Origin of the sequence: Corynebacterium pyruviciproducens ATCC BAA-1742 (assembly GCF_000411375.1) — a bacterium.
In the GTDB taxonomy this organism is placed as follows: Bacteria; Actinomycetota; Actinomycetes; order Mycobacteriales; family Mycobacteriaceae; genus Corynebacterium; species Corynebacterium pyruviciproducens.
The window spans coordinates 529,302-551,349 of record NZ_KE150447.1; the positions used below are offsets into that span (position 1 = coordinate 529,302).

The 22,048-nt window shown below is 61.7% G+C and carries 15 protein-coding genes and 2 tRNA genes; 9 read left to right on the top strand and 8 right to left on the bottom strand.

The genetic code is table 11. From position 1 onward, the window contains the following. Positions 1 to 24 precede the first annotated feature (24 nt). Positions 25 to 2,115: an N-acetylglucosamine-specific PTS transporter subunit IIBC gene (gene nagE, locus HMPREF1219_RS08780; protein ID WP_016458560.1), complete on the top strand. Its 2,091-nt coding sequence runs from the start codon at positions 25 to 27 to the stop codon at positions 2,113 to 2,115. Between the two features lie 48 nt (positions 2,116 to 2,163). Next, on the top strand, positions 2,164 to 3,102 hold the full coding sequence (locus HMPREF1219_RS08785; RefSeq protein ID WP_016458561.1) for a hypothetical protein: 939 nt from the start codon (positions 2,164 to 2,166) through the stop codon (positions 3,100 to 3,102). Positions 3,103 to 3,261: 159 nt separating this feature from the next. Here the strand turns inward: HMPREF1219_RS08785 and HMPREF1219_RS08790 are convergent, their stop codons facing one another. From HMPREF1219_RS08790 to HMPREF1219_RS08800, 3 genes are read right to left on the bottom strand one after another with little or no spacing between them, the layout of a single operon-like run. Then, positions 3,262 to 3,498: a hypothetical protein gene (locus HMPREF1219_RS08790; protein ID WP_005391512.1), complete on the bottom strand. Its 237-nt coding sequence runs from the start codon at positions 3,496 to 3,498 to the stop codon at positions 3,262 to 3,264. Then, positions 3,495 to 3,671, bottom strand: a complete 177-nt coding sequence (locus HMPREF1219_RS08795) for a hypothetical protein (RefSeq protein ID WP_016458562.1) — start codon at positions 3,669 to 3,671, stop codon at positions 3,495 to 3,497. Before HMPREF1219_RS08795 ends, HMPREF1219_RS08790 begins: the two co-directional genes overlap by 4 nt. A gap of 8 nt (positions 3,672 to 3,679) precedes the next feature. After that, positions 3,680 to 4,111, bottom strand: coding sequence for a DUF6918 family protein (locus tag HMPREF1219_RS08800; RefSeq protein WP_016458563.1), 432 nt, complete (start codon positions 4,109 to 4,111; stop codon positions 3,680 to 3,682). 97 nt (positions 4,112 to 4,208) lie between these two features. Between HMPREF1219_RS08800 and gyrA the strand changes: the two genes are divergently transcribed. From gyrA to HMPREF1219_RS08820, 4 genes are all read left to right on the top strand, one after another. After that, a complete protein-coding gene (gene gyrA / locus HMPREF1219_RS08805) occupies positions 4,209 to 6,818 on the top strand; it encodes a DNA gyrase subunit A (RefSeq protein WP_016458564.1) in 2,610 nt (869 codons plus the stop codon). Between the two features lie 4 nt (positions 6,819 to 6,822). Next, on the top strand, positions 6,823 to 7,164 hold the full coding sequence (locus tag HMPREF1219_RS08810) for a DUF3566 domain-containing protein (RefSeq protein ID WP_016458565.1): 342 nt from the start codon (positions 6,823 to 6,825) through the stop codon (positions 7,162 to 7,164). A 77-nt stretch (positions 7,165 to 7,241) separates the two neighbouring features. Next, a tRNA-Ile gene (locus tag HMPREF1219_RS08815) sits at positions 7,242 to 7,318 on the top strand. A gap of 8 nt (positions 7,319 to 7,326) precedes the next feature. Next, positions 7,327 to 7,399 (top strand) — tRNA-Ala (locus tag HMPREF1219_RS08820). 21 nt (positions 7,400 to 7,420) lie between these two features. Here HMPREF1219_RS08820 and HMPREF1219_RS08825 read toward each other — a convergent pair. Together HMPREF1219_RS08825 and HMPREF1219_RS08830 are read right to left on the bottom strand one after the other, a co-directional pair. Then, the gene (locus tag HMPREF1219_RS08825; protein ID WP_156823280.1) at positions 7,421 to 7,615 is read right to left on the bottom strand and encodes a hypothetical protein; all 195 of its coding nucleotides are present in this window, start codon (positions 7,613 to 7,615) and stop codon (positions 7,421 to 7,423) included. A 235-nt stretch (positions 7,616 to 7,850) separates the two neighbouring features. After that, a complete protein-coding gene (locus HMPREF1219_RS08830) occupies positions 7,851 to 8,582 on the bottom strand; it encodes an HNH endonuclease family protein (protein ID WP_016458567.1) in 732 nt (243 codons plus the stop codon). A 394-nt stretch (positions 8,583 to 8,976) separates the two neighbouring features. On the opposite strand from HMPREF1219_RS08830, the gene HMPREF1219_RS08835 reads away from it, so the two are divergent. Further along, entirely contained in the window at positions 8,977 to 15,093 is a 6,117-nt protein-coding gene (locus HMPREF1219_RS08835; protein WP_016458568.1) for a YPDG domain-containing protein, read from the top strand. A gap of 888 nt (positions 15,094 to 15,981) precedes the next feature. On the opposite strand, the gene HMPREF1219_RS08840 is transcribed toward HMPREF1219_RS08835, so the two are convergent. Both HMPREF1219_RS08840 and HMPREF1219_RS08845 read right to left on the bottom strand, forming a co-directional pair. Then, positions 15,982 to 18,033 (bottom strand): YhgE/Pip domain-containing protein, encoded by a 2,052-nt coding sequence (locus HMPREF1219_RS08840; protein WP_016458569.1) that lies wholly within the window; start codon positions 18,031 to 18,033, stop codon positions 15,982 to 15,984. Between the two features lie 3 nt (positions 18,034 to 18,036). Then, positions 18,037 to 18,678 (bottom strand): hypothetical protein, encoded by a 642-nt coding sequence (locus tag HMPREF1219_RS08845; protein WP_016458570.1) that lies wholly within the window; start codon positions 18,676 to 18,678, stop codon positions 18,037 to 18,039. 92 nt (positions 18,679 to 18,770) lie between these two features. On the opposite strand from HMPREF1219_RS08845, the gene HMPREF1219_RS08850 reads away from it, so the two are divergent. Continuing rightward, positions 18,771 to 19,346 (top strand): TetR/AcrR family transcriptional regulator, encoded by a 576-nt coding sequence (locus HMPREF1219_RS08850; RefSeq protein ID WP_016458571.1) that lies wholly within the window; start codon positions 18,771 to 18,773, stop codon positions 19,344 to 19,346. On the opposite strand, the gene HMPREF1219_RS08855 is transcribed toward HMPREF1219_RS08850, so the two are convergent. Then, positions 19,308 to 20,141, bottom strand: coding sequence for a phytoene/squalene synthase family protein (locus tag HMPREF1219_RS08855; RefSeq protein ID WP_016458572.1), 834 nt, complete (start codon positions 20,139 to 20,141; stop codon positions 19,308 to 19,310). The genes HMPREF1219_RS08850 and HMPREF1219_RS08855 overlap by 39 nt on opposite strands. Before the next feature lie 598 nt (positions 20,142 to 20,739). Between HMPREF1219_RS08855 and HMPREF1219_RS08860 the strand changes: the two genes are divergently transcribed. Beyond that, complete coding sequence (locus tag HMPREF1219_RS08860) at positions 20,740 to 21,660, top strand: S1 family peptidase (RefSeq protein WP_016458573.1); 921 nt, start codon at positions 20,740 to 20,742, stop codon at positions 21,658 to 21,660. The last annotated feature ends 388 nt before the right edge of the window (positions 21,661 to 22,048 follow it).

A 22,048-nucleotide genomic window follows, 5' to 3' on the forward strand; every position in this document is an offset into this window, starting at 1 on the left:
CCCACCCAGGAGAAAGAAGGAATCATGTCCACCGCGACATCTCCCACAAAAGAAAAATCACAAACTGGCAATGTCATCATGACGGCGTTCCAGAAGCTCGGCCGCGCCCTCATGGGTGCCGTCGCCATCATGCCGGTCGCCGCCCTCCTCATGGGCATCGGCTACTGGATCGATCCAGAAGGCTGGGGCGAAGGCAACCTCCTCGCCGCCGTCCTCATCACCGCCGGCTCCGCGGTCCTCAACAACCTCGGCGTCATCTTCGCCATCGCGATCGCGTTCGGTCTGGCCAAAGACCACAACGGCGCTGCGGCCCTGTCCGGCTGGCTCGGCTTCACCACCCTGATTTCGCTTCTCGACGAAGAGGCGGTCGCCGGTTACCGTGGCGTCGACCTCGAGTCCATGTCTGATGAGGCGGCCCTCGACTGGGCCTCCCAGGGCTGGGCCGCCGTCGGCCCGAAGAACGTCCTCTTCGGCATCGCCGTCGGCATCCTCGCCGCTTGGGTCTACAACCGCTTCCACGCCACGAAGCTTCCGGATGCGCTGGCCTTCTTCGCCGGCCGTCGTCTTGTCCCGATTCTCACATCGCTCTTCTCCATCGTCCTGGCCGGCATCTTCTACTTCCTCTGGCCGCTCATCTACGGTGTGCTTTTCGATTTCGGTACGTGGATCCAGGGCATGGGCGCGGTCGGTGCCGGCCTCTACGCGTTCGCTAACCGCCTCCTCATTCCGACGGGTCTTCACCACGCCCTGAACTCGATCTTCTGGTTCGACATCATCGGCATCAACGACATTGGTAACTTCCTCGCCGGCGGCAAGACGATCGAGGCCGCCGCCGCCGCGACGACGGCCGCCACCTGCCCGGGTATCTGGGCGGACGGCGCCTGCCAGGTCGTCGGTTTCGTGGGCCGTTACCAGGCCGGTTTCTTCCCCATCATGATGTTCGGCCTCCCAGGCGCAGCACTGGCCATGTACCTCCGCGCGGACACGAAGCGCCGCAAGGTCGTCGGCTCCCTCATGCTCGCCGCCGCTCTGGCCTCCTTCTTCACGGGTGTGACGGAGCCCCTGGAGTTCTCCTTCATGTTCTTGGCCCCGCTGCTCTACGTCGTCCACGCAGTCCTCACGGGTATCTCCGTCGCTATCGCCGCGGCCTTCCACTGGACGGCGGGCTTCGGCTTCTCCGCCGGTTTCGTGGACATGCTCCTTTCTGCCCGCAACCCGCTGGCAAATAACTGGTGGATGCTCCTGGTCATGGGCGTGATCTTCTTCGTCCTCTACTTTGTCATCTTCTACTTCCTCATCGGGCTTATGGATCTCCACACCCCGGGCCGCGGTGAGGACGAGGCCGACGATGGTGCCACTCTTGCTGCCGACGCCGAAACCTCCGACGTCGCCCGCCAGATCATCGTGGGTCTCGGCGGCGAGGACAACATCGATTCCATCGATTACTGCACCACGCGCCTGCGCGTCCAGGTGAAGGATAACGTCAAGGTCAGCGAGTCGGCGATCAAGAAGTCCGGCATCGCCGGCGTCATCCGACCCTCGCAGAAGAATGTTCAGGTTGTCGTCGGACCTAAGGTACAGTTTGTGTACGACGAGGTGGCCCGCCAAATGAGCCACACCGATGCGTCCCTCGAAGGTGAGAAGGAGGTTACCGTCGAGCTCCAGGCACCGTTCGCCGGCCAGGCCGCCACGATCGCCGACGTCCCTGACCCGACTTTCTCTGGCAAAATGCTTGGCGACGGCTTCGCTGTCGCACCCCAGTCCACCTCCGGTTCCCTCCTGGTCTGCGCCCCAGCCGCGGGAACCCTCCAGATGGTCTTCAAGACGGGCCATGCCTTCTCCGTCAAAACCACCGAGGGCCTCGATGTCCTCGTCCACATCGGCCTCGACACCGTCGAGCTCAAGGGCGAGGGCTTCACTGTCCTTACCCAGCAGGGCGAGCAGGTCACCGCTGGCCAACCCATCATTGAGGTCGACCTTGCCCGACTCAAGCAAAAGGGCAAAAACCTCATTACCCCTGTTGTCCTCAGTGAGAAGTCCCAGGTTGCCGAGGTCCACGCCATCACCGGCGCAGTCTCCCAGGGCGACACCGTCGCCACAGTGACAATGGCCTAACCTCCGCTCGAGTGGCGGGCGCCCCCGTGCCGTGGCAGGATCCCTTGTATGAAAATGGGGGAGCATGTAATCCTTACCCGGGGGCTGAGCGCGCCACTACGTGAAGAAATCCAGCGCCAGCTGAAGAGCGGATCCGTTCTTCAGCTGGCGCGCGGGGTCTACGTTCCTAAGTACTTTTTCCGGGAGCAGAACTCGTGGGATCAGTACGTGCTGCGGGCGTGTGCCCTTGGGCTCGAGGGCCGGGTTCTGGCCGGGCGGGCGGCGGCGGTCATGCACGGGATGCCCACCAAAACCTGGATGTCGAATGATGTAGACATTGTCGGTGAGGGCAGGAAGCGCCCCGGTATCAACAAGAGGCGCCTGCCCAAGGAGTACCTTTACTCTTTAACCGTCCGCGGCCAGGAGATTTACTTCACGTCGCCGGCGGATACCATCGTCGACATCGCGCGCTGGTACGGCATTGAAGACGCCGTCCGCTGTGGCGATTGGGCCGTCCGGGTGCGGCTTACGACGCTCAGCAAGCTGCGCTACTCATTGAAAAGGCGCAGTGGCTTCACCGGTGCCGAGGTGGCCCGCACCGCCGTTCGCCTCATCAACGGCCACTCCGAAAGTCCCCGCGAGAGCGACGTAAAGTCGCGTCTTTTTGAGGCCGGCTACCCTTCACCTATTCAACAGCCCATCATCCTGGACGCTTTCCGCCGCCGCATCGGGCGTGTGGATTTCCTCTTCCCCCAGACCTCCATCGTCCTCGAGTACGACGGGCGCGGCAAAACCCGAGGGAATTACGGCCAGCCCCCCAAAAGATCAATCCAAGGCGAGCACTCCCGGCAACGCCTCCTTCGCGCTGAGCATCTCGATGTCATCCGGATCGACGCGAATGCAAACTGGGCAAAGAACCTATGGTTGAAAGAACTGGAGGAGTCGTGGGCCGTGGGGGTTCCCCTCGCATCCAACAAGTGGCTGGGGGGATGGATGGCCTGGGGATAGTAGCGCAACCGCTAAGAAAAATGTCAACGGATCCTGTAGCAAACCCCATTCTTTCCCAGGCGGTCACATCTGCTACATCGCAAACGGTGACGTTTTTCTTTGCAGCTCCGCTACATCAGCCGAGCCTGGCGCAGCGCACCAGAAGCAGCCCCGAAAAACCTACTTCTCCGCCACCCCCCGCACCACCCGCGCCAGCACCCCGTTGGCGCGGTCCAGCGGCTGCAGCAAAAGCACGGCGTCCGCAGCAGAAGCGCTGCTGCCGACCCGCTCCACCCCGATGACTCCCTCGCACGCCCCGGCCACCGCCGCCAGCGCCCATGGCCGCACCACGCGTGCCCCCGTGGTGTCACACACCTCAGCCGCGATCGCCGCCACGGTGTCGGTGTCGAGCCTCACAGCCCGTACCTGGTCAATTCCTCACGCGCGGCTTGCCGCGCCTCCTCGTCGCGCAGCATCCGGGTGGCGGCGGTCATGATGGCGCGCCGGGCGGCGTCGGCTTTGGTGAGATTCCAGGAATCTGCGAGGAGGGTGAGCGCGCGTTCCTCGGTGGGGGTGAGGCGCAGTGTCATGGCCACTGTTAGGCGAACTTTTCTAGCGTGTCGCCCAGTTCGCCCAGGTGCTTGCCCAGTACCTCGAGCCCCTTGTTGCGGGCGGAGGTGTAGAGCTTCTTCAGTGCGCCGATGTCGTGGCCCTCCACGTACCCGTCGGCGATGGCGGCGAGGTCGGCGGTGACGGAGGAGGAGTTTTCTGCCAGGTAGGCGCCGAAGCTGCCCGCAAAACCTCCGGCGGAGTATGTGTTCCAGTAGGGTTCGAGCGCGGCGGCGAGGTCGGGCAGGAGGGTGTCGATGGCGTGGGGGACGATGTCGTCGCGGACGGCGGTGGCGGTCTTGAGCCCGCCCTTGAGCGCCATGCCGGTGATGCCGCCGGTGGATTCGATAACGGAGTGTGCCACATTAGTCAGTGCTGAAACAACGGCGGGTCGCTGTGATCCCAAGAGAATGTTTTCCATAGCCCCCCATGATACCGCACTGATACCGCCACCACACCCATCTACACCCGTAGGAGCCTGTAAGATGGTATACAAGCTTTACAAGAAAGGCAGTTAAGTGTCTGACGATACTCTTTTTGATCGGGTGACGCCGATCGATCTCAATGATGAGATGCAGTCGAGTTACATCGATTACGCCATGTCCGTCATTGTGGGGCGCGCGCTCCCGGAGGTGCGCGACGGCCTCAAGCCGGTGCACCGTCGCATTTTGTACGCCATGTTCGATTCGGGTTACCGCCCGGAGCGCGGGTTTGTGAAGTCGTCGCGCCCGGTGGCGGATACGATGGGCCAGTTCCACCCGCACGGCGATTCGGCCATTTATGACACGTTGGTGCGCCTGGCGCAGCCGTGGTCGATGCGTTATCCCATGGTGCAGGGCCAGGGCAACTTCGGTTCCCGCGGCAACGATGGCCCGGCCGCCATGCGTTACACGGAGTGCAAGCTCACGCCTCTCGCTATGGAGATGGTGCGCGATATCCGCGAGGACACGGTCGATTTCCAGCCGAACTACGATGGCAAGACCGCCGAGCCCACGGTGCTGCCGTCGCGCGTGCCCAACCTCCTTATGAACGGCTCGAACGGCATCGCCGTGGGCATGGCCACCAACATCCCGCCGCACAACTTGAACGAGCTGGCAGAGGCCATTTACTGGATCCTCGATCACCCGGATGCCTCCCATAAGGAGACCCTGGAGGCGTGCATGGAGCGCGTCAAGGGCCCGGATTTCCCCACCGCCGCGCTCATCGTCGGCGACCAGGGGATTAAGGATGCCTACACCACGGGCCGCGGGTCGGTGAAGATGCGCGGCGTCACCTCCATCGAGGAGGAAAAGGGCCGCACGTACATCGTCATCACCGAGCTGCCGTACATGGTGAACCCGGATAACCTGGTGAGCAACATCGCTGATCAGATCAATAACGGCAAGCTCCCCGGCGCCTCCAAGATCGATGATGAGTCCTCCGATCGCGTGGGCATGCGCATCGTCGTCACGCTCAAGCGCGATGCCGTCCCGCGCGTGGTGCTCAATAACCTGTTCAAGCATTCGGCGCTGGAGTCCAACTTCGGTGTCAACATGCTGTCTATTGTCGACGGTGTCCCGCGCACCCTGCGTCTGGATCAAATGCTCACGCTGTACACCGACCACCAGGTCGATGTCATCGTCCGGCGCACCCGTTTCCGCCTCAACGCCGCCGAGAAGCGCGCCCACATCTTGCGCGGTTTGGTCAAGGCCCTCGATGCGTTGGACGAGGTCATCGCGCTCATTCGCGCGTCCGCTACGGTCGACGACGCTCGCCGTGGGTTGATGGAGCTTCTCGACGTCGATGAGGAGCAAGCCCAGCACATCCTCGACATGCAGCTGAGGAAGTTGGCGGCCCTCGAGCGCCAGAAGATCATCGACGAGTTGGCTGAGCTCGAGGAGACCATCGCGGACCTCAAGGATATCCTCGATAAGCCCGAACGCCAGCGCCAGATCGTGGCAGACGAGCTGAAGGAGATCGTCGAAAAGCATGGTGACGAGCGACGGACCCACATCGTCGCGGCCACCGGTGACGTCACCGACGAGGACCTCATTGCCCAGGAGAACGTCGTCGTCACCATCACCTCGGGCGGCTACGCCAAGCGCACCAAGGTGGATGCCTACCGCAGCCAGAAGCGCGGCGGCAAGGGCGTGCGTGGCGCGGAGCTCAAGATGGATGACGTCGTGCGCCACTTCTTCGTGTGCTCCACCCACGATTGGATCCTCTTCTTCACTAACTTCGGCCGCGTCTACCGCCTCAAGGCGTATGAGATCCCCGAGGCGTCCCGCACGGCCCGCGGCCAGCACGTGGCCAACCTGCTGGAGTTCCAGCCGGGCGAGACGATCGCCCAGGTGATCCAGATCCAGTCCTACGAGGACGAGCCGTACCTCGTGCTCGCCACCCGCAAGGGCCGGGTGAAGAAGTCGCGCCTGACGGATTACGAGTCCTCCCGTTCGGCGGGCCTCATCGCCATCAACTTGAACGAGGGCGATTCGCTCATCGGCGCGGTGCTCTCCTCCGGTAAGGATGACCTCCTCCTTGTCAGCCAGCGCGGCCAGGCCATGCGCTTCTCCGCCGCCGACGACGTCCTGCGCCCCATGGGCCGCGCCACCGCTGGCGTCAAGGGCATGCGCTTCAAGGAGGACGACGAGCTGCTATCCATGTGCGTCACCTCCGACGGAGACTACCTGCTCGTGGCCACCGAGGGCGGCTACGGCAAGCGCACCGCCATGGAGGAGTACCCGGCCAAGGGCCGCGGCGGCCTGGGCGTCACCACCCTCAAGTACCAGCCCAAGCGGGGCAAGCTTATTGGCGCGCTGGCGGTCAACGAGGGAGACGAGATCATGGCCATCACCTCCGTGGGCGGCGTCATCCGCACCGAGGTGTCGCAGATTCGCCCGTCCTCGCGGTCGACCATGGGTGTGCGCCTGGTCAACCTGCCCAAGGGCGTTTCGCTGTACGCCATCGACCGGAACGTGGAAGAATCTGGTGAAGAACAGGCCGAGGCTATCGCTCGCGGCGAGGTGACCGGTCCCGCGGAGAAGAATCCGAAGGAGCCGTTGCCTCTCGACGATAACCAGCTGACCGTCGATGACACCGACGACGCCGACGTCGATGCCAACGGCGTCCCCACTGACGAAGAGGAGTAACCGGATGGCTTCACGCCGAGTAGCGATCACCAGAATCAACGCCTTGAGTGTCCTCCGCACGGCGTTGTTCCTCGCGCTGGCGGGGCTTGTAGCCTGGGTAATCTGCGTGTGCCTCCTTTACGTCGGCCTCGATGCGGCCGGCGTGTGGGATGCGGTCAACGCCGTCATTGGCGGTGCCGGCGGCGAGGGAACCATCACGTTCCAGATCGTCCTCGGCGCCGCCACCCTCCTCGGGGCCATCGTCGCCCTCCTCATCGTGGTTATGGCACCCATTACCGCGGCGCTGTATAACGCCTTCGCGGGCTTCACCGGCGGCATCTCCATCACCATGTCTAACCGACGATAGCCCCCTTTTAGCGCTCTCACCAGCTGATTTGCATAACGTTCCAAGCGGCACGTAAAGTACATACACGTTCCGCGAAGGGGCCTATAGCTCAGTTGGTTAGAGCGCTTCACTGATAATGAAGAGGTCGCAAGTTCGACTCTTGCTAGGCCCACCAGGAACAAAGGGGCATTAGCTCAGTTGGTAGAGCACCTGCTTTGCAAGCAGGATGTCAGGAGTTCGATTCTCCTATGCTCCACGCTTATGAAGCACCGGGTAATTATTTGTCTGGTGTTTTTTCCGTATTCTGGGGCGCATGGTTTTTCTCAAATACGTCACGTCTAGCCATCATCGGGCTGCCCATGCTCGCTTTCTTATGCGTAAATGGGTTAGCTAAGGTTTTCAAAATAACAACCTCGATTCCAGCGCAGGCCTCTTCTTCTTTGAGCTTCCCCACGGCCGTCGTCGGTTTCATCTCAAGCGTCGTCACCCTCATAAAAGGCCAGCTCACAACAGGTCCCCTCATCCTCATGGCGGCATCGTACGTGGTGTCGGTCTAGGCCTCATTGCGTACCGCATCTGGGCATCCAGGGGCAACTCCGCCGTCGATGGGCTCGATTTCCCCATCGCCTTTGCCCCGGGGCACCTCGTGGCGCTTATCGCCGACATTTGGTACTACCGCACGAATCGGTAAGCGGGCTGACAGTATCTTAGGCTTCGCCACACTCGTCCAGCACCCGCTCCAGCGCGTCCTTTTCCGCCTTTGTCACCCACAGGCCGTAGGTGTGCTTGACGTTCACCTGCCTTATTACGTACTCGCACCGCCCGCGGGGCGGCAGCCACGTCGCGGCATCGCCGTCGCGCTTGTGCCTGTTGAGGTCGCCGCGCACGGCGAGCAGGTTGGCCGGATCGTTGGCAAAGTTTCGTCGCTTCTCGTCGTCCCACGCAAACGCACCCGTCTGCCAGGCGTTTGCCAGTGCCACCACGTGGTCAATCTCCACATCGCTGTGGCCGCGAACAAACTCCACGCTTTCTTCGCTGTACGGGTCCACCAACCTGCCCGATAACACCACGCACTCGTGGGTTCCCGGCTTGATGGTGACGTCATCGAGTTGGGCGCGCAAGATATCGTTGCGGGTATCGCAGCCGTTGTGCCCGCCGTCCACGGTGACGTCGTCGGACCACCGCTGACCAAACCTGTCCCGGGAGTACTGGTACATCCCGCCGGGGTTGTCCTTCTTCGGTGCCTTCCCCTTGACCTCAAGGGAGAGCAGCTCATCGCGGGCGGTGCTTACCGCAGTCACCGCAATTGCAGCAGTTACCTCAGTAACTGCGGTCCCGCCAGTGCCGCCTATGTTGCCGACGCTGCGGTGCTGCGACCACACCCCGTAGATGACGATGGCCACAATCACAAGCGCCACAAGGCTCGCCCGTTTGGTCATCGTGTGGGATCTCCTTTCCTCCCTTCACCGTAGCTGCCGTGGTTCCGCCGTGGAATTACGGCAAGTAATGTGGCATAAAATGCATCGCTCGGGGGACTCATTCGCCGTAATTTATGTGTTTTCTATCACTAACGTGAGCGGTTATATAAGCGCAGCATAATGTGAACCCCAGTCGGAGCGTTATTAGCCTATGAACAGCGCCTATGCGCCCAGTTCAGGGCCTGCAAACCGGGTCAACCTCTCGTTCCAAGCGTGTTTCGCTGAGAAAAGATGAGTGGTAGCTCACCGCCGATTTTAGAAGCGCTGTGAAAAGCCTGGTAAAATATTAAAGAGTCTGGACTCAAAACCGTCAACCCTATCCATAAAAAATAAACGAGTAGGAGAGTGATCCACCGTGGAGACCAAAGGTGGTTCGAGCGCCCCGAAGCCGCGCAGGCGCGTCATTTCAGTCATTTCATCCATCTCCCTGGCTCTAGGAACGCTGACGGCTGTGTCACCGGCGTTCGCGGCGGAGCCCGTGGGGGAAGATGTCACCGCGAAGCAGAGTGACACCTTCATTGAAAAGAATAACCAGAAGGTCTCTGACATCAGCGGTAATGGCAGCTGCGTGGTTGAATTCTCGGCCCCGCTAGGTGATCAGCAAAGGGCCGGCCTGGAGACATTTACCCTCAACCCCGGCACTGAATCGCCGGATAAGCGGGCCTACGGCTTTCAGTACCGCATCACCAATTCTCAGGATCGTACTTTTGCCAGACTCTCCTTGACCGACTCGGGCCTGATTCCGGTTAACCCCGGGGATATCCCGGCTATGGCCGTAGGCTCCGAGCTTTATAAAGATATCCCCAAGGTCAACCGCGAGAGCACCGAACGCCTGACTATCACATCTAGTAGATCGCAGAGAAATCTCAATCTTAACGAGAATTTTTCCGAGGACGACGTGAAAAAAATGGCCACGTCCGATGGCATCGTCTCGGCGTGGAAGAGCCAATACACAGCGGATAACCCGGGCAAAAAATACTTTTCGGGTGGTAACACTCGTGTCACGGCCCAGGTCAACCCTTGGCCGAGCGAGCAATTCGATTGCTCGCCCATCACTATTGACTGGTTAGATGTGGATAAGGCGGTGATTAAGCCCGGCGAGCAGGTGAAGATCGGCACGATTAACGCCGACGATGCCTCGCTGCCACGCATCAGGGTCTCGGCCAAGACCCAAAGGGGCAGCTATGCGGGCGAGGTGCAACGGGACGGGAAGGACCTGTACTACACGTGGCCTAAGTTTATCGGTGAAAAGTGGGCAGACGATGACACCGTGAACTTCACCGCCGTCGCCCTTCCCCGCGACCTCGCTCAGCTCAAGGCAGCGGCTACGGATCCGAAGAATAACGAGTTCGCCGATGATACCTACGTCTACCAGGCATCGATCGATTCGCTGGACAGGTACAAGGTGGCCAATGAGATTTCCACCCACACCATCACCACGGACGATGAAAAGTACCACGATCCGCAGTATGACCCGACGCAGGTGCAGATCATTTCCGGCATTGCAGACGGCAAGCCGGCAACGAGCGCGCAGTCGGTGACCTTCACCGGGATCAAGGATAAGATCGCGGACTTGGTTAAAAACCAGCTGGCCACGGTGGAGCTTGATACCGAGCTCGTGCAGCCGGGCTGGAAGGCCGAGTTCGTCGATCCCGACAAGGGCGATTACACGGTGAAGGTCACAGCCCCGTTTGGTGGCGGCGAGCCGCGGCCGGGCACCTTCTCCCAGCCGGTGGTGAAGGTGACATACACCAACGGGTCGGTGGATTCCATTCCGCTTCTTGCTATCGTGAAGCCCAATAATACGCAGGTCACGGACGTGGCCTACCCCACGGAGCCGGCCATGGGCCTGCAGGGCGCGGACCTTACTCAGCCTGTCGCACTCAAGCGGATCCTGGGCAAGGGCACCCCGATTACACCCGCAAGTTACGAGGTCGTGCCGGGTAGCTACCCGGAGGGCTGGACGGTGACCGTTGATGCAGACGGCACGGTGCATGCCACATCGCCTAAGGATGCCCCCAATAACTCCTCCATTACCCCCAAGGTGAAGGCCACCTACCCCGATGGCACCACCGATGTTGTTGAGGCGCCATTCCAGGTGGTCTCCAACATTAAGGTGCCGGATTACGGTTCCACCGCGGGTGTGGTGAAAGATGGGCTCTCGCTCAAGCCGGTCGAGCCGAAAAACGGCCTGAGCGGCAAGCCCGATGATGCTATGCCCACCTCGTACTCGTTCCAGGATGGTGCCACCGAGACAACCATCGGCGATTGGAAGGTGACAATCGATCCCACCACCGGCGTGATCAGCACTACGGTGCCGGATACGGCGCTGCCGGGGGCGTTTCTCACCGTGCCGGTGGTGGCGCACTACGCCGGCGGCGTTGCCGATCAGACCGTCACGGGCACGTTCCGCGTGAACGGCAAGGGCGACGGCAAGGATGCCGCCGAGTACCTGGAGCGTGTTACCACGGCCGGCAATCCGGTGGAGAGCACGATTAGGACGCAGCTCAGCGATCCAAAGCTGGCCAAGTACGAGCTTCCTAAGAAGCTCCCCCAGGGGTGGACGGTGACCGTCGATGAGTCGGGTACCGTTACGGCCACCCCGCCCAAGGACGCGCAGCCGGGCGATATCGCGACCATTAACGTCAGCGTCACCTACCCGGATGGCTCCAAGGCATTGGTGCCGGCGGAGTTCACCGTCGTCGGCGCGGATAAGGACGCCAACGATCCGTCCTACGCCACGGTCAGTGGCAAGCCGGGCACCAAGACCACCAGCAAGGTGGATACAACCCGCATGCATGCACTGTCCGAGCCCAAGTACTCCATCATCACGGATCCAAACGAGCCCGGTTATATCGCACCGCCTCGCAACATCACGTGGGATATGGTGGAAATCGACCCGGAAACGGGCGTTATCACCACCCCGATTAGTGAAAAGGCCGTTCCCGGCAGTTCCGCGGATATCCCGGTGAAGGTGACCTACAAGGATGGTTCCACCGATACCACCTTCGCCACCGTGGTTGTGGTGGGCGATCAGTCCCGCGTGTATAGCCCGGATTACAAACAGTCCACTACCACCCCCGGCAACGCTGTGACCAGCAATATCACGCAAGGCTCTCAGCCGCCTGCCCGCGATCTCCAGCCCACCACCCCGTACGAGGTGCCAAGCGACGTCAACGGCTGGAAAGTCTCGGTGGATAAGGACGGCAACGTCACGGCCACCCCGCCGGCGAATGCCCGCCCGGGCAACCACATCGATGTGCCGGTCACGGTGCACTACCAGGATGGCAGCTCGGATGTTGTGTACGCCCCGTTCGTGGTGAACCTCACCAATAACTACGAGGCCACGCCCATCTACCCGCCCAAGACGGTGGTCCCGGGCGAGACGGTGACGAGTCCGCTCAACATGGACAAGCCCGATGATGTCAACGTGTCGGCCAATGATCCGTACGCTATTGAGGCATCGGATAAGGTCAAGCCCACCGGCAATAAAAACGAGTTTGGCAACCCCGAGTACGCGGTGACCACCGACCACGGCACGTGGACGGTGAGCCTTGATAATAACGGCAACGTTGTTGCCACCGCCCCCAAGGAGGCCCAGCCCGGCGATATGGTGTCGGTGCCTGTGAAGGTCACCTACGCCGATGGCACCACGGACGTGAGCTCCGCGGAGATCAACGTCGCTGCTCAGCCCACTCGTCCGATCCCGTTCACGGTGGAGTACAAGTACGATCCCACGGTTGAGTCGGGGACGTACAAGACCGAAACCGTGGGCAAGCCCGGTCGCGCTGAGCTTCAAAACGGCGAGTGGGTGACAACCGATAAGGCAGTCAACGAGGTTGTCGTCGTGGGCACCAAGCCAGCTCAAGATTCTGTCTCCTGGACGGTGCCCGTGCCCTACCAGACGGTCCTGCGCGAGAACAAGAACCTCAAGCCCGGCGAGACCAAGGTGGTCCAGAAGGGCCAGAATGGCGAGCTGAAAAAGACAGTGAAGTTCGAGGCCACCGGCGGGAAGGCGACGTCGACAAGCGAGGAGACCACCAAGGACGCCGTCCAGGAGATCATTGAGTACGGCCCCAAGGCCGGCGCCACCGAGCTCGTCACCACCACCACTAAGCCGGTTCCCTTCACCACTGAGGTCACCGTCGACCCGAAGCTTGCCCCCGGTCAAAAGGTTGTTGACCAGGCTGGTGCCCTCGGTGAGGATACGGAGACGTCCACTCAGAAGCTTGTCGACGGCAAACCAAGCGGCGACCCGCAAGTGACAACCGAGCGGACAAAAGAGCCCGTCAACGAGAAGATTCGCGTCGGTGCGCTGACTGAGAATAAGGATGTCACCGTCACCGATGTCGATATCGCCTATGAGACCCAGATAGTCTTCGATCCGACGATGGATGCGGGAACCCAGGAGGTAGCCCAAGTCGGCAAACCGGGCGTTCTCCGCATCACCACCACCAAGACCATCGAAAACTCCGTGGTCACCGACACTCAGTCCACCCAGGAGCGGGTGACCGAGCCTACCCCGGAGATCATCCGCGTTGGCACCAAGGGCGCAACCCCCACCTGGACTAGGTCCACGGCCTACGGCGTCAAGGTAGTGGAGGATCCGAGCCTGCCCGCAGGCGAGCACCGCGTGAAGCCGGGTGTGCCCGGTGAGACCAAGTTCACCCTCGGAGACGACGGCGAGGTAACAAAGACCGTGGTGACCGAGCCCAAGGACGAGGTCATCACCATCGGCACCGGAGACAAGCAGACCGAGATAACCGAGGCTGTCACCTCACCTGTTCCGTTTAAAACCAAGGTGATCTTCGATGACACGCTGGCAGCCGGCACCGTGATCACCGATGCCGAGGGCGCCAACGGCGAGGAGGTCACCACCAAGGTGTGGAAGCTTGTCAATGGCGAGAAACAGGGCGACCCCACCACCACCACCGTGAAGACCGCCGATCCGGTCGACCGCGTCCTCCGCGTAGGGACAAAGTCGGTGAACATCCCGCCCACCTACGCCAAGGTGGACCAGCAGCCTGGCACCTCCGCCGAGGTTCCGGTCTTTGAGAAGTCCGTCTTCCCCGAGGGCGCGTCCTATGAGATCGATCCGTCCTGGAAGCCCGGCATTGAAGGCTGGACCGCCAGCGTCGATGAGAACGGCACGGTGACCTCCAACGCGCCCAAGACCGCCAAGCCGGGCGATAGCGTTGTCATCCCCGTGAAGGTGACCTTCAAGGATGGCACCACCACCCTTGTACCGGCGGTGGCCGGCATCCCCGCCAACCCCAACGATGAGTCCACCCGCGTCCAGTACGAGGTGGAGAGCGTGAACCCCGGCGAGCAGGTCACCAACAAGGCTGACCCGCAGGGCACCGAGAACACCTTCGAGGTTCCCGCCACGGTCAAGGGCTGGACGGTATCCGTTGATGCTAACGGCAACGTCACCGCCACCGCGCCGAAGGACGCTCAGCCTGGCGATTACGTCAAGGTCCCGGTCACCGTCACGCCGAAGGACGGTAGCGCTTCCTACACCTCCTACGCCGTGTTCACCGTCCTCGGTGGCGGCACCCCGAGTACGCCGGACAATCCGACCGTTCCGAACAAGCCGATTGTTGAGCGCACTCCCACCTATCCGTCGCAGGTGATCACCACCGATAGTGGCAAGACGGTCACCATCCCGGTGTTCTCTGGCCACAAGGACGGCAACACCTACGAGCTGGGTAAGATGCCCGAGGGTTGGACGGCGACCATCAACAAGGACACCGGCGAGATCCAGGTCACGCCTCCGGAGACCGCCAAGGATTCTGTGGTGGAGATCCCTGTCAAGGTAACCACCCCCAATGGTCACGAGCTCATCACCTCCGTGGTGGTCACGGACCAGCGAAACGGCAGCACCCCGAAGCCGAACCCGGATGCTTCCGGCTCGTCCGAGGAGCAGGTGCAGCGTTGCTTTGCCAACGCCTTTGCCACCAACAGCCCGATCCTCTGGCTCCTGCCGGTTGCCATCCTGGCAGCCATTGGCGGCCCGATCTCCCAGGCCCTCCAGCCGCAGATCAACGCCGCCAACGCCCAGTTCAACGCCCTGATCCGCCAGTACCAGGAGCAGTTTGACAGGCACCACGATAACTGGGGCGACCACGGTCGCCACGGCCGCCGCGATGATCGCCCGGAGTGGATGCGCGAGGCTCAGGCCCAGATCGACGCCCAGATCCAGGCCATCAACCAGCAGTTCGCCCCGCTTGGCGAGCAGCTCAGGCCGCTTGGCTACGCCCTCGGCGCCCTCGGCATCGTGGCCCTTGCCTCCACCCTCATCGCCCAGGCCTGCCAGCCCGAAGGATTCGACCACGGAATGACCATCCTCGGCTCTTCCGAAGAATCCCAGAATGGCTCCTCGGAGCAGGGCAAGGATAACAACGGTTCCTCCTCCGACAAGGGCAAGATCTATGACGCGATCATGAACGGTTCCTCCGATAAGAAGAACTAGTTCACCAGCTGCATAGACCCACAGGCGTGGTCACCATCAACTTGGTGGCCACGCCTTTTCGTATTCCCCATGTTGTTCTTTAAACTCCACGTTGAACCGTTCCGCACTGCATTTTCTAGGTCTACTTACACCAGCAGTTTCATGCTGCTTTAAGCCAATAAAATAGGCCTTTGTTTCCACCGGGTCATGACATCCTCTACTCCCTCAAGGCCACACGAGCGTTGGCGACCCAACGAGCGGAGTGCGCAACGGCGCAATCCTCCATTGCGCAACGGCGCACTGTTTGTCCGACCGTGCCTGTTCATGTTGGCGTGCGCACTAACTGAACCCTGTATATGCCCGAGCAGGTTTGTTAGTGCGCAACGGCGCACTCGTGCATTGCGCAACGGCGCATTGTTCGATTGCGCAACGGCGCACGGTTTGCCCGATCATGCCCGGGCATGTTGGCGTGCGCATTAACTGAACCCCGTATATGCCCGAGTGTGTTTGTTAGTGCGCAACGGCGCACTAATCCATTGCGCAACGGCGCACTGCACACATGCTAACCCCGTCATGGCAAGAACCGTGGCGATGGAGGTAGCTTGCGCACTACCTGCCCGCATTGATTGCGCAACGGCGCACTCCCGCTCCACGTGTCGCGCTATGGCAGCGGTGCTGTGAACAACGGTAGTTTTCTTGCGTCTCTGGAATCCCCGATATCGCAAGAACCTAGGCGGCAAACGTGCTACAACTCAGAGGAGTAAGAAAAACACCGCGCTTCCGTACCCCCGAAAGCCCCACCCGAACCCCCTCTAAAAAACTGCCGGCCAAGCCCCCAGAATCCCCAAAAGTCCCAAAAAGCCCCAGACCCGGCAAAACCGGGTCCAGGGCCTTAAATACAACCGGGGTCTAGAGTGTGAGCTCGGGGTGGAGGTCCTTGCGCATCATGACGCGCTCGCGGTAGTTGGAGAACACGGTGATGAGGATGCCGCCGATGAGGAGGCCGAGGAGTACCCACATGGCCGTCTCCGGCCGCGGGTCGCCGGGGAAGTTGCCTACGAGGACGTGGCGGAGCAGGTCGGTGGAGTACCGCATCGGGTCCCAGGAGTGGACCCATTGGATAAACCCTGGTTGCACCTCCGGCGGGTAGAGGCCGTTGGAGGAGACCAGCTGCAGGGACATGAGCGCCATGACGATTACTCTGCCCACGGTGGCGCCGAAGAAGGAGTAGATGGATAGGACCACCATGTTGAAGCTGGCGCCGATGAATACCAGTGCCCCTACGTATCCCAGTGGGTGGACGGGTTCGATGCCGATGAGTTCAGTCTGCACGAGTGCGAGGAGCAGTGCCTGGATGGTGCCCACGATGAGCCCGGGGACCATGATCGTCAGCGCCGCGCGCAGGGGCGAGGTGCCGGAGTCGATGGCGCGCCTGTTGATGGGTTTGAGCACCATGTACAGGATGAGGGAGCCGAGCCACAGGGACAGTGAAAGGAAGAAGGGGGAGAGCCCCACGCCAAAGGTGGTGAGCGTGTCGGCCACGAGGTTCTTGCCTACGGGGTGGCTGCCGGCCGTAGCGGCGTCGTCGCGCGTGGCGTCGTCGTCAAAGCGGGGGAGTTTCTTGGCTCCCTCAGACAGGGAGAGCGCGAGTGTTCCCGCGCCGTCGTCGAGTCGGACGGCGCCGTCGCTCAGGTCACCCAGTCCCACGACGAGCTGGTCGGATCCGGCGGCGAGCTGGGAGGTCCCGTCGGCAAGCTGGTGGGTGCCCACCACGAGCCGTTGGGTGCCGTCGGTGAGAGTCGTGGTGCCGGCGAGCAGCGTGCCGGAGCCGTCTTTGAGCCTGGTGAGCCCGTCGACAAGCGATCGTGCGCCCTGGGTGGCCTGGTCAATGCCTAAGCGGTAGTCGGCGGTGGGATTGCCGAGCTGGTAGGCGAGCTGGTGGGCGCCGTCGCGCAGGGCGGCGATCTGGCCGAGCGAGCCGTTGGCGGTGATGGAGTCGCGGGTGGCGCGAACCTGGGCGGCCAGGCCGTGCGCCTCGGGGTAGGGGAGGGCGTCGAGCTGACCCGCAGCCTGGTTAAGCTGGGCGACGATGCCGTCCACCCCGGCGGCGAACCCGGTAAGGGTGTCCACGCCGCCGGAGATTTTACCTGCGCCGTCGCCGAGCTGGGCGGTGGCGCTTTGCAGTTTGGTGAGCCCGCCGGACAGCGTCGTGGCGCCGTCGAGCGCGGTGCCGAGCCCGCCGTCGAGTTGCGCCGCGCCGTCGTGAAGCTTCCCCGCGCCGGCGCTTAGTTCATCGGCACCGCTGGCGAGCGAAGCTGCGCCGTGTGCTGCTTCGCCGAGTTTCTCGTTGAGCGTCCCCGCACCGGATTTCGCCTTGTCGGCGCCGGCGTGGAGCTGACCCGCACCGTCGGCGAGCTGACCTGCGCCGTCGACGGCCTTGTCCATCCCCTCGCCCACGGTGTTGAACCCCACGAGCAGCTGGTCCACCACCTCGTGCGAGACGGTGGTGGAGATGGTGTCGGCCATGAGCGTGGTGGCCTGGTTCCCCAGCATGCTGGTGATAAACCCGTTGGCGTTGTTGAGCGTCACGGCGAGCGTCGCCTGGTGCGGGTTGTCGGATTTGATGCTGGTGACCGAGTCGGTGAAGTCGGTGGGGATCTCCATCCCCAGGTAATAGGTTCCGTCGGCGATGCCCTTCTCGGCGTCCTCGGGGCTCACCACGTGGAAGTCCATCTCGTTGGATTCCACGAGCTTGTCGGCAACTGTTTGCCCCTTGTCGCCCGCGTCGGAGTTGACAATGGCCACGGGCACCTTGTGCAGGTTGCCTAGCGGGTCGGCGTAGCTCCACACAAACAGGCCGCCGAACAGCAGTGGCAGGATGGAGACCGCGAGGAAGGCGAGCGGCGGGATAACGCCGTGCCCAAAGCGCCTGGCGTTTGTTCCAAGATGAAATGCACCCATTTTTTATCGCTCCCTCAGGTCGATGATGGTATCTGCAATGTGATAAGCGTCGGGGTTGACCGACGAGGCGATGACGGGGAGTTTCTCAGCCACAGCCTTGAGGTTTCTCAACAGCTCGTCGCGCAGGTCGACGGCGCGGAGCTGGTCGATATCGTCCACGATGAGAAGGTCGGCGTCGGGTCTGGCAATTAGTGCGCACAGCACGCGCACGCGGATCCGGTCGATAACGCGCAGGTTGCCAATCGCGGTTTTCGGGTCGATGTCAAGCGCCAGTGGCTCAAGCCACGGCTCGGCGAGCGCGTGGCTCATGGGGTCCTTGGGCGCCGGCTTGTACCACGGTTGCGCCCACGCTATTTGTTCCCTGATGGTTTCCTTCGCGCTGGTTGCGCGCTCCAGGGTGTCAATCTCCGGGGCGCCGGCGAGCGCCACACGCTTGAACAGTTTCCTGGGCCCGAGGGTTTCTCCGCCTAACGCCACGCTTCCCGCGCGGGGCCGGACGCGGCCGCCGAGGACGAGACTCAACTCGGTGGCATGGGACTCTCGCCCATGGATGAGGAGGGTGAGGCCCTCGATGACATCCATGGTGATGGGCGGGCGGTCGTCGGCCACCTGCAAATCACGTGCTGAAATTACAGCTTCGTCCATTCTTACTCCTCTAACCGGAGGTTTCACTATCACTTACGGTTGTACTATAGTTACGCCCGTCACACAGACTTGTCAAGTAGAAAGGATAGTTCATGCGAGCAGACGCTGCGAGACGGCGCCAGGCCATCATCGACGCAGCCTGCGACGTCTTCCGTCATGTCCCCGCAGGTGAAATCACCCTCGATGACATCGCGCGCCGCGCGGGCGTGGGCATCGCCACCCTCTACCGCAACTTCCCCACCCGCCGCGATCTTGACATTGCCTGCGGTTACTATCTTCTCGACGGCCTCCGCAAACGCATTCTTCGACTCTCTCGGGAGTTTCATCAGGATCCGCGGGCCAAGTGGTCCGATTTCGTGTGGGGCCTCGTCCACGATGGCATCGGCACCCTCATCACCGTCCTCGTTCCCGAGGACCCGGATGCCATCCCCGCCGGCGTCATGGAGAAGCGCAAGGAGCTCATTGAGCTCATGAACGGTTTCCTCACCCAGGCCGCCGACGCCGGCCTCGTTCCCCCTGGCCTCGGCTCCGACAAGCTCGCCGCCGAGCTCGTCGTCGTGTGCCGCCCCACCAACCTGGCGCTTAAGCAGCTCGACCCGGGCGTCCGCGATCGCCTCGTCGAGCGGCTCCTATTTTGCTGGGAACACCAGCGCCCGGCCGGCGATTAGCGCCTTCTCCCGTGCCGACACCGAGGCCCGCTTCGTGAGCAGCTCCTCCGGTGTCATCGCCTCGAGCTCATCGGTGAGCCGCTGGTATATCCCGTAGGCTGCCCGCACACCCACCCGCGCGCCGCGCGGCAGGTAGGCGATGGTCGGCTCCGCCACGGCAAAGTCGTGCCTGATGTCGGCGATGATGGTGGCCTTCTGCGCCACCGTGAGGTGCCGTGGGTAGTAGCTGCGTTGCAGCCGAGCCGAGTCGTCGCCCAGGTCACGCAGGAAATTCACCTTTTGAAACCCCGCCCCCAGGTGTCTTGCCCCTTCCTCCACCACGTCCCTGGCCACCGGTGGTTTGTGATCGGCAAAGAAGATTGCCACGCACATGAGTCCGATGACTTCTGCGGACCCATATATATACTGTGCGAGTTCGTCGGCGGTGAACTGCCTCGGGGCGAGGTCGGCGCGCATGGAATTAAAGAACGCCTGCAGATGCTCGTCCTCCAAGTGGCAGTGCCTGGCCGTCATGCCAAACGCGTGGAGGACGGGGTCCGTGTGGAACCGTTTCTTCGCCGCCGTTCTAACCTCATCTTCGTATTCGTCCAGCAGTGCCGGCGCCTCGTCCGGCCCCGCCGCCCCGTCCACTATCTCGTCGGCGATGCGCACCACGGCGTACAGGTTGCGGATATCGTTTCTAATGGTGCGGGATAACAGCGCCGTGCTGAGCCCAAACGACGTCGAATAAGAGGCGATGACCTGCGTTGTCGCGTGCTGTGTCATGCTGTCGTAGTGGCTTTGGGGGGCGTTCATGGGGTTCCTTTCATGGGGTGTGCTCCTATCTTAAGTAAGGGTTTTTGAGCCTTGCCTCCGGTGGTCCGTATTCTTCCTGTGAGAACCTGCCTTCATGCACCACTACCAGGCAAAACAGTCCGGGATAAAGTCTTAGATACATTTACGTATCCGGCGCGTACCCCAGGTGAGAGACCTTAATGAAAGTTTCTTAAAAAGCCTGCACACCACCACCGCTACCATAAAGATTCCCGCTGTTTCCTATCTAACCCCCACACACTAGGTGTGGGCTAGTTCACATTATAAAGTTTTTTCTTAACAGCTAAAACCATCTCATAGGGCGGTCAATTCTCACATTTTCACGGGATGAAACTGAGGGAAACGGTGCCTGGCTTTCACTGTTTTTTAAGGAAAAATACCCAAACCTCACGAATTTTCAGAAACCACCTCTGACCTGCACTGTTAAGTGGTTTTAGGGGCTTAGAGTTCGCTTAAAAGCACCCCTTAACCAGCACGGTTTACGACCCCTACCAGGTCTTTTACAGTTGAAGGTGCAGGGAGGAAATGATTCCCACTGGTCCTGGAAATCGACCTGCACCACAGTGAAAGGCACAAGAAAATGAGCACCGTCACACGAAAGGTCACCACGGCACTGGCAACCATCATCGTCGCCATCGCCCCCCTGGTAGCACCCACCACCGCCTGGGCAATCACCGGCGGCACCGACGCTAAAGTTGGCACCATCGCCGACTCCACCGCCCGTGTCCAAATCGGCAACAAGAGTTGCACCGGCACGCTCATCGCCCCCACGTGGATCATCACCGCCAAGCACTGCATCGGCCGCGGCGATTACTCCTTCGTCTCCGTCGGTGCCCCCGAACACGGCGAAACCGCCCGCGTCAAAGACTACATCGCCCATCCCGACTCCGACCTGCTTCTGGTACACACCACCAAAACCATGCAGTCCCCCGTCGCCCCACTAGCCACCAGCTACACCACCGAAGGCCAAGCCGGCTACTCCATGGGCTGGGGCTCCTACCGCGAACAAAACAAAACCACAATCCAACAAGCAGAAGTCGAAGTCCAACGCCAAGTCACCAACGTCCCCGGTGCCATCAACCCTGCAGACACCTTCCTCGAAGGCAACGTCTACAACGGCCACCTCGGCCAAGGCGACTCCGGCGGCCCCCTATTCATCAACGGCCAACTAGCAGGCGTAGCCTCCCTGGCCAACTCCGGCCCCGCCGACAACCGGCTCACCGGGGCGCTGGGCTGGTGGGTACCTGTGGCCAACCACTACGACTGGATCACCCAACACACCGGCATTGCCACCCCCACCCCCGCAGGCACCCAAGCCCCCCTCTACGACGCCATGGTCTTCAGCACCATCGCACCACCTGAGGAAGTACCCGCCTCCATCCAAATCCTCGAGGACCTCAAAACCATCAACACCAACACCCAACAGCTCTACGAGGCAGTCCAAGACCTCCCCGCAGACGGAGGCCCCCTCACCAGCCTCAGCGCACAACTATCCTCCTAAAAACTTGCCCCCCCAAGGGTGTCACACAAGCCTTTCACAGACACCCCAAACGGGAGCAACCCAAAACGGGCTTCGACGTCAGGACCAGGACATCGAAGCCCGTTTTACATACCCACACCCAAACAAACCCGATACGCCCCGGCACCCGGACAAAAATCACGGATCAAAACACGCCACCACCACGCCCGACTGTGATTGTTTTTGCGCAACGGCGCACTCCAGAAAGCCTGTGACCTGCGTGCGCGGGACCATCTGGCAAAGCGTTCCGTGCCCGATCCCACCATCATGTCCGAGCATGTCTGAACCTGCGCAGTGGGGGACCAGTGCGCCGCCGCGCACTCTTTTTGTCCACCGAACTAGTGCGCGGTCGCGCAGTCATCGTGTCCGC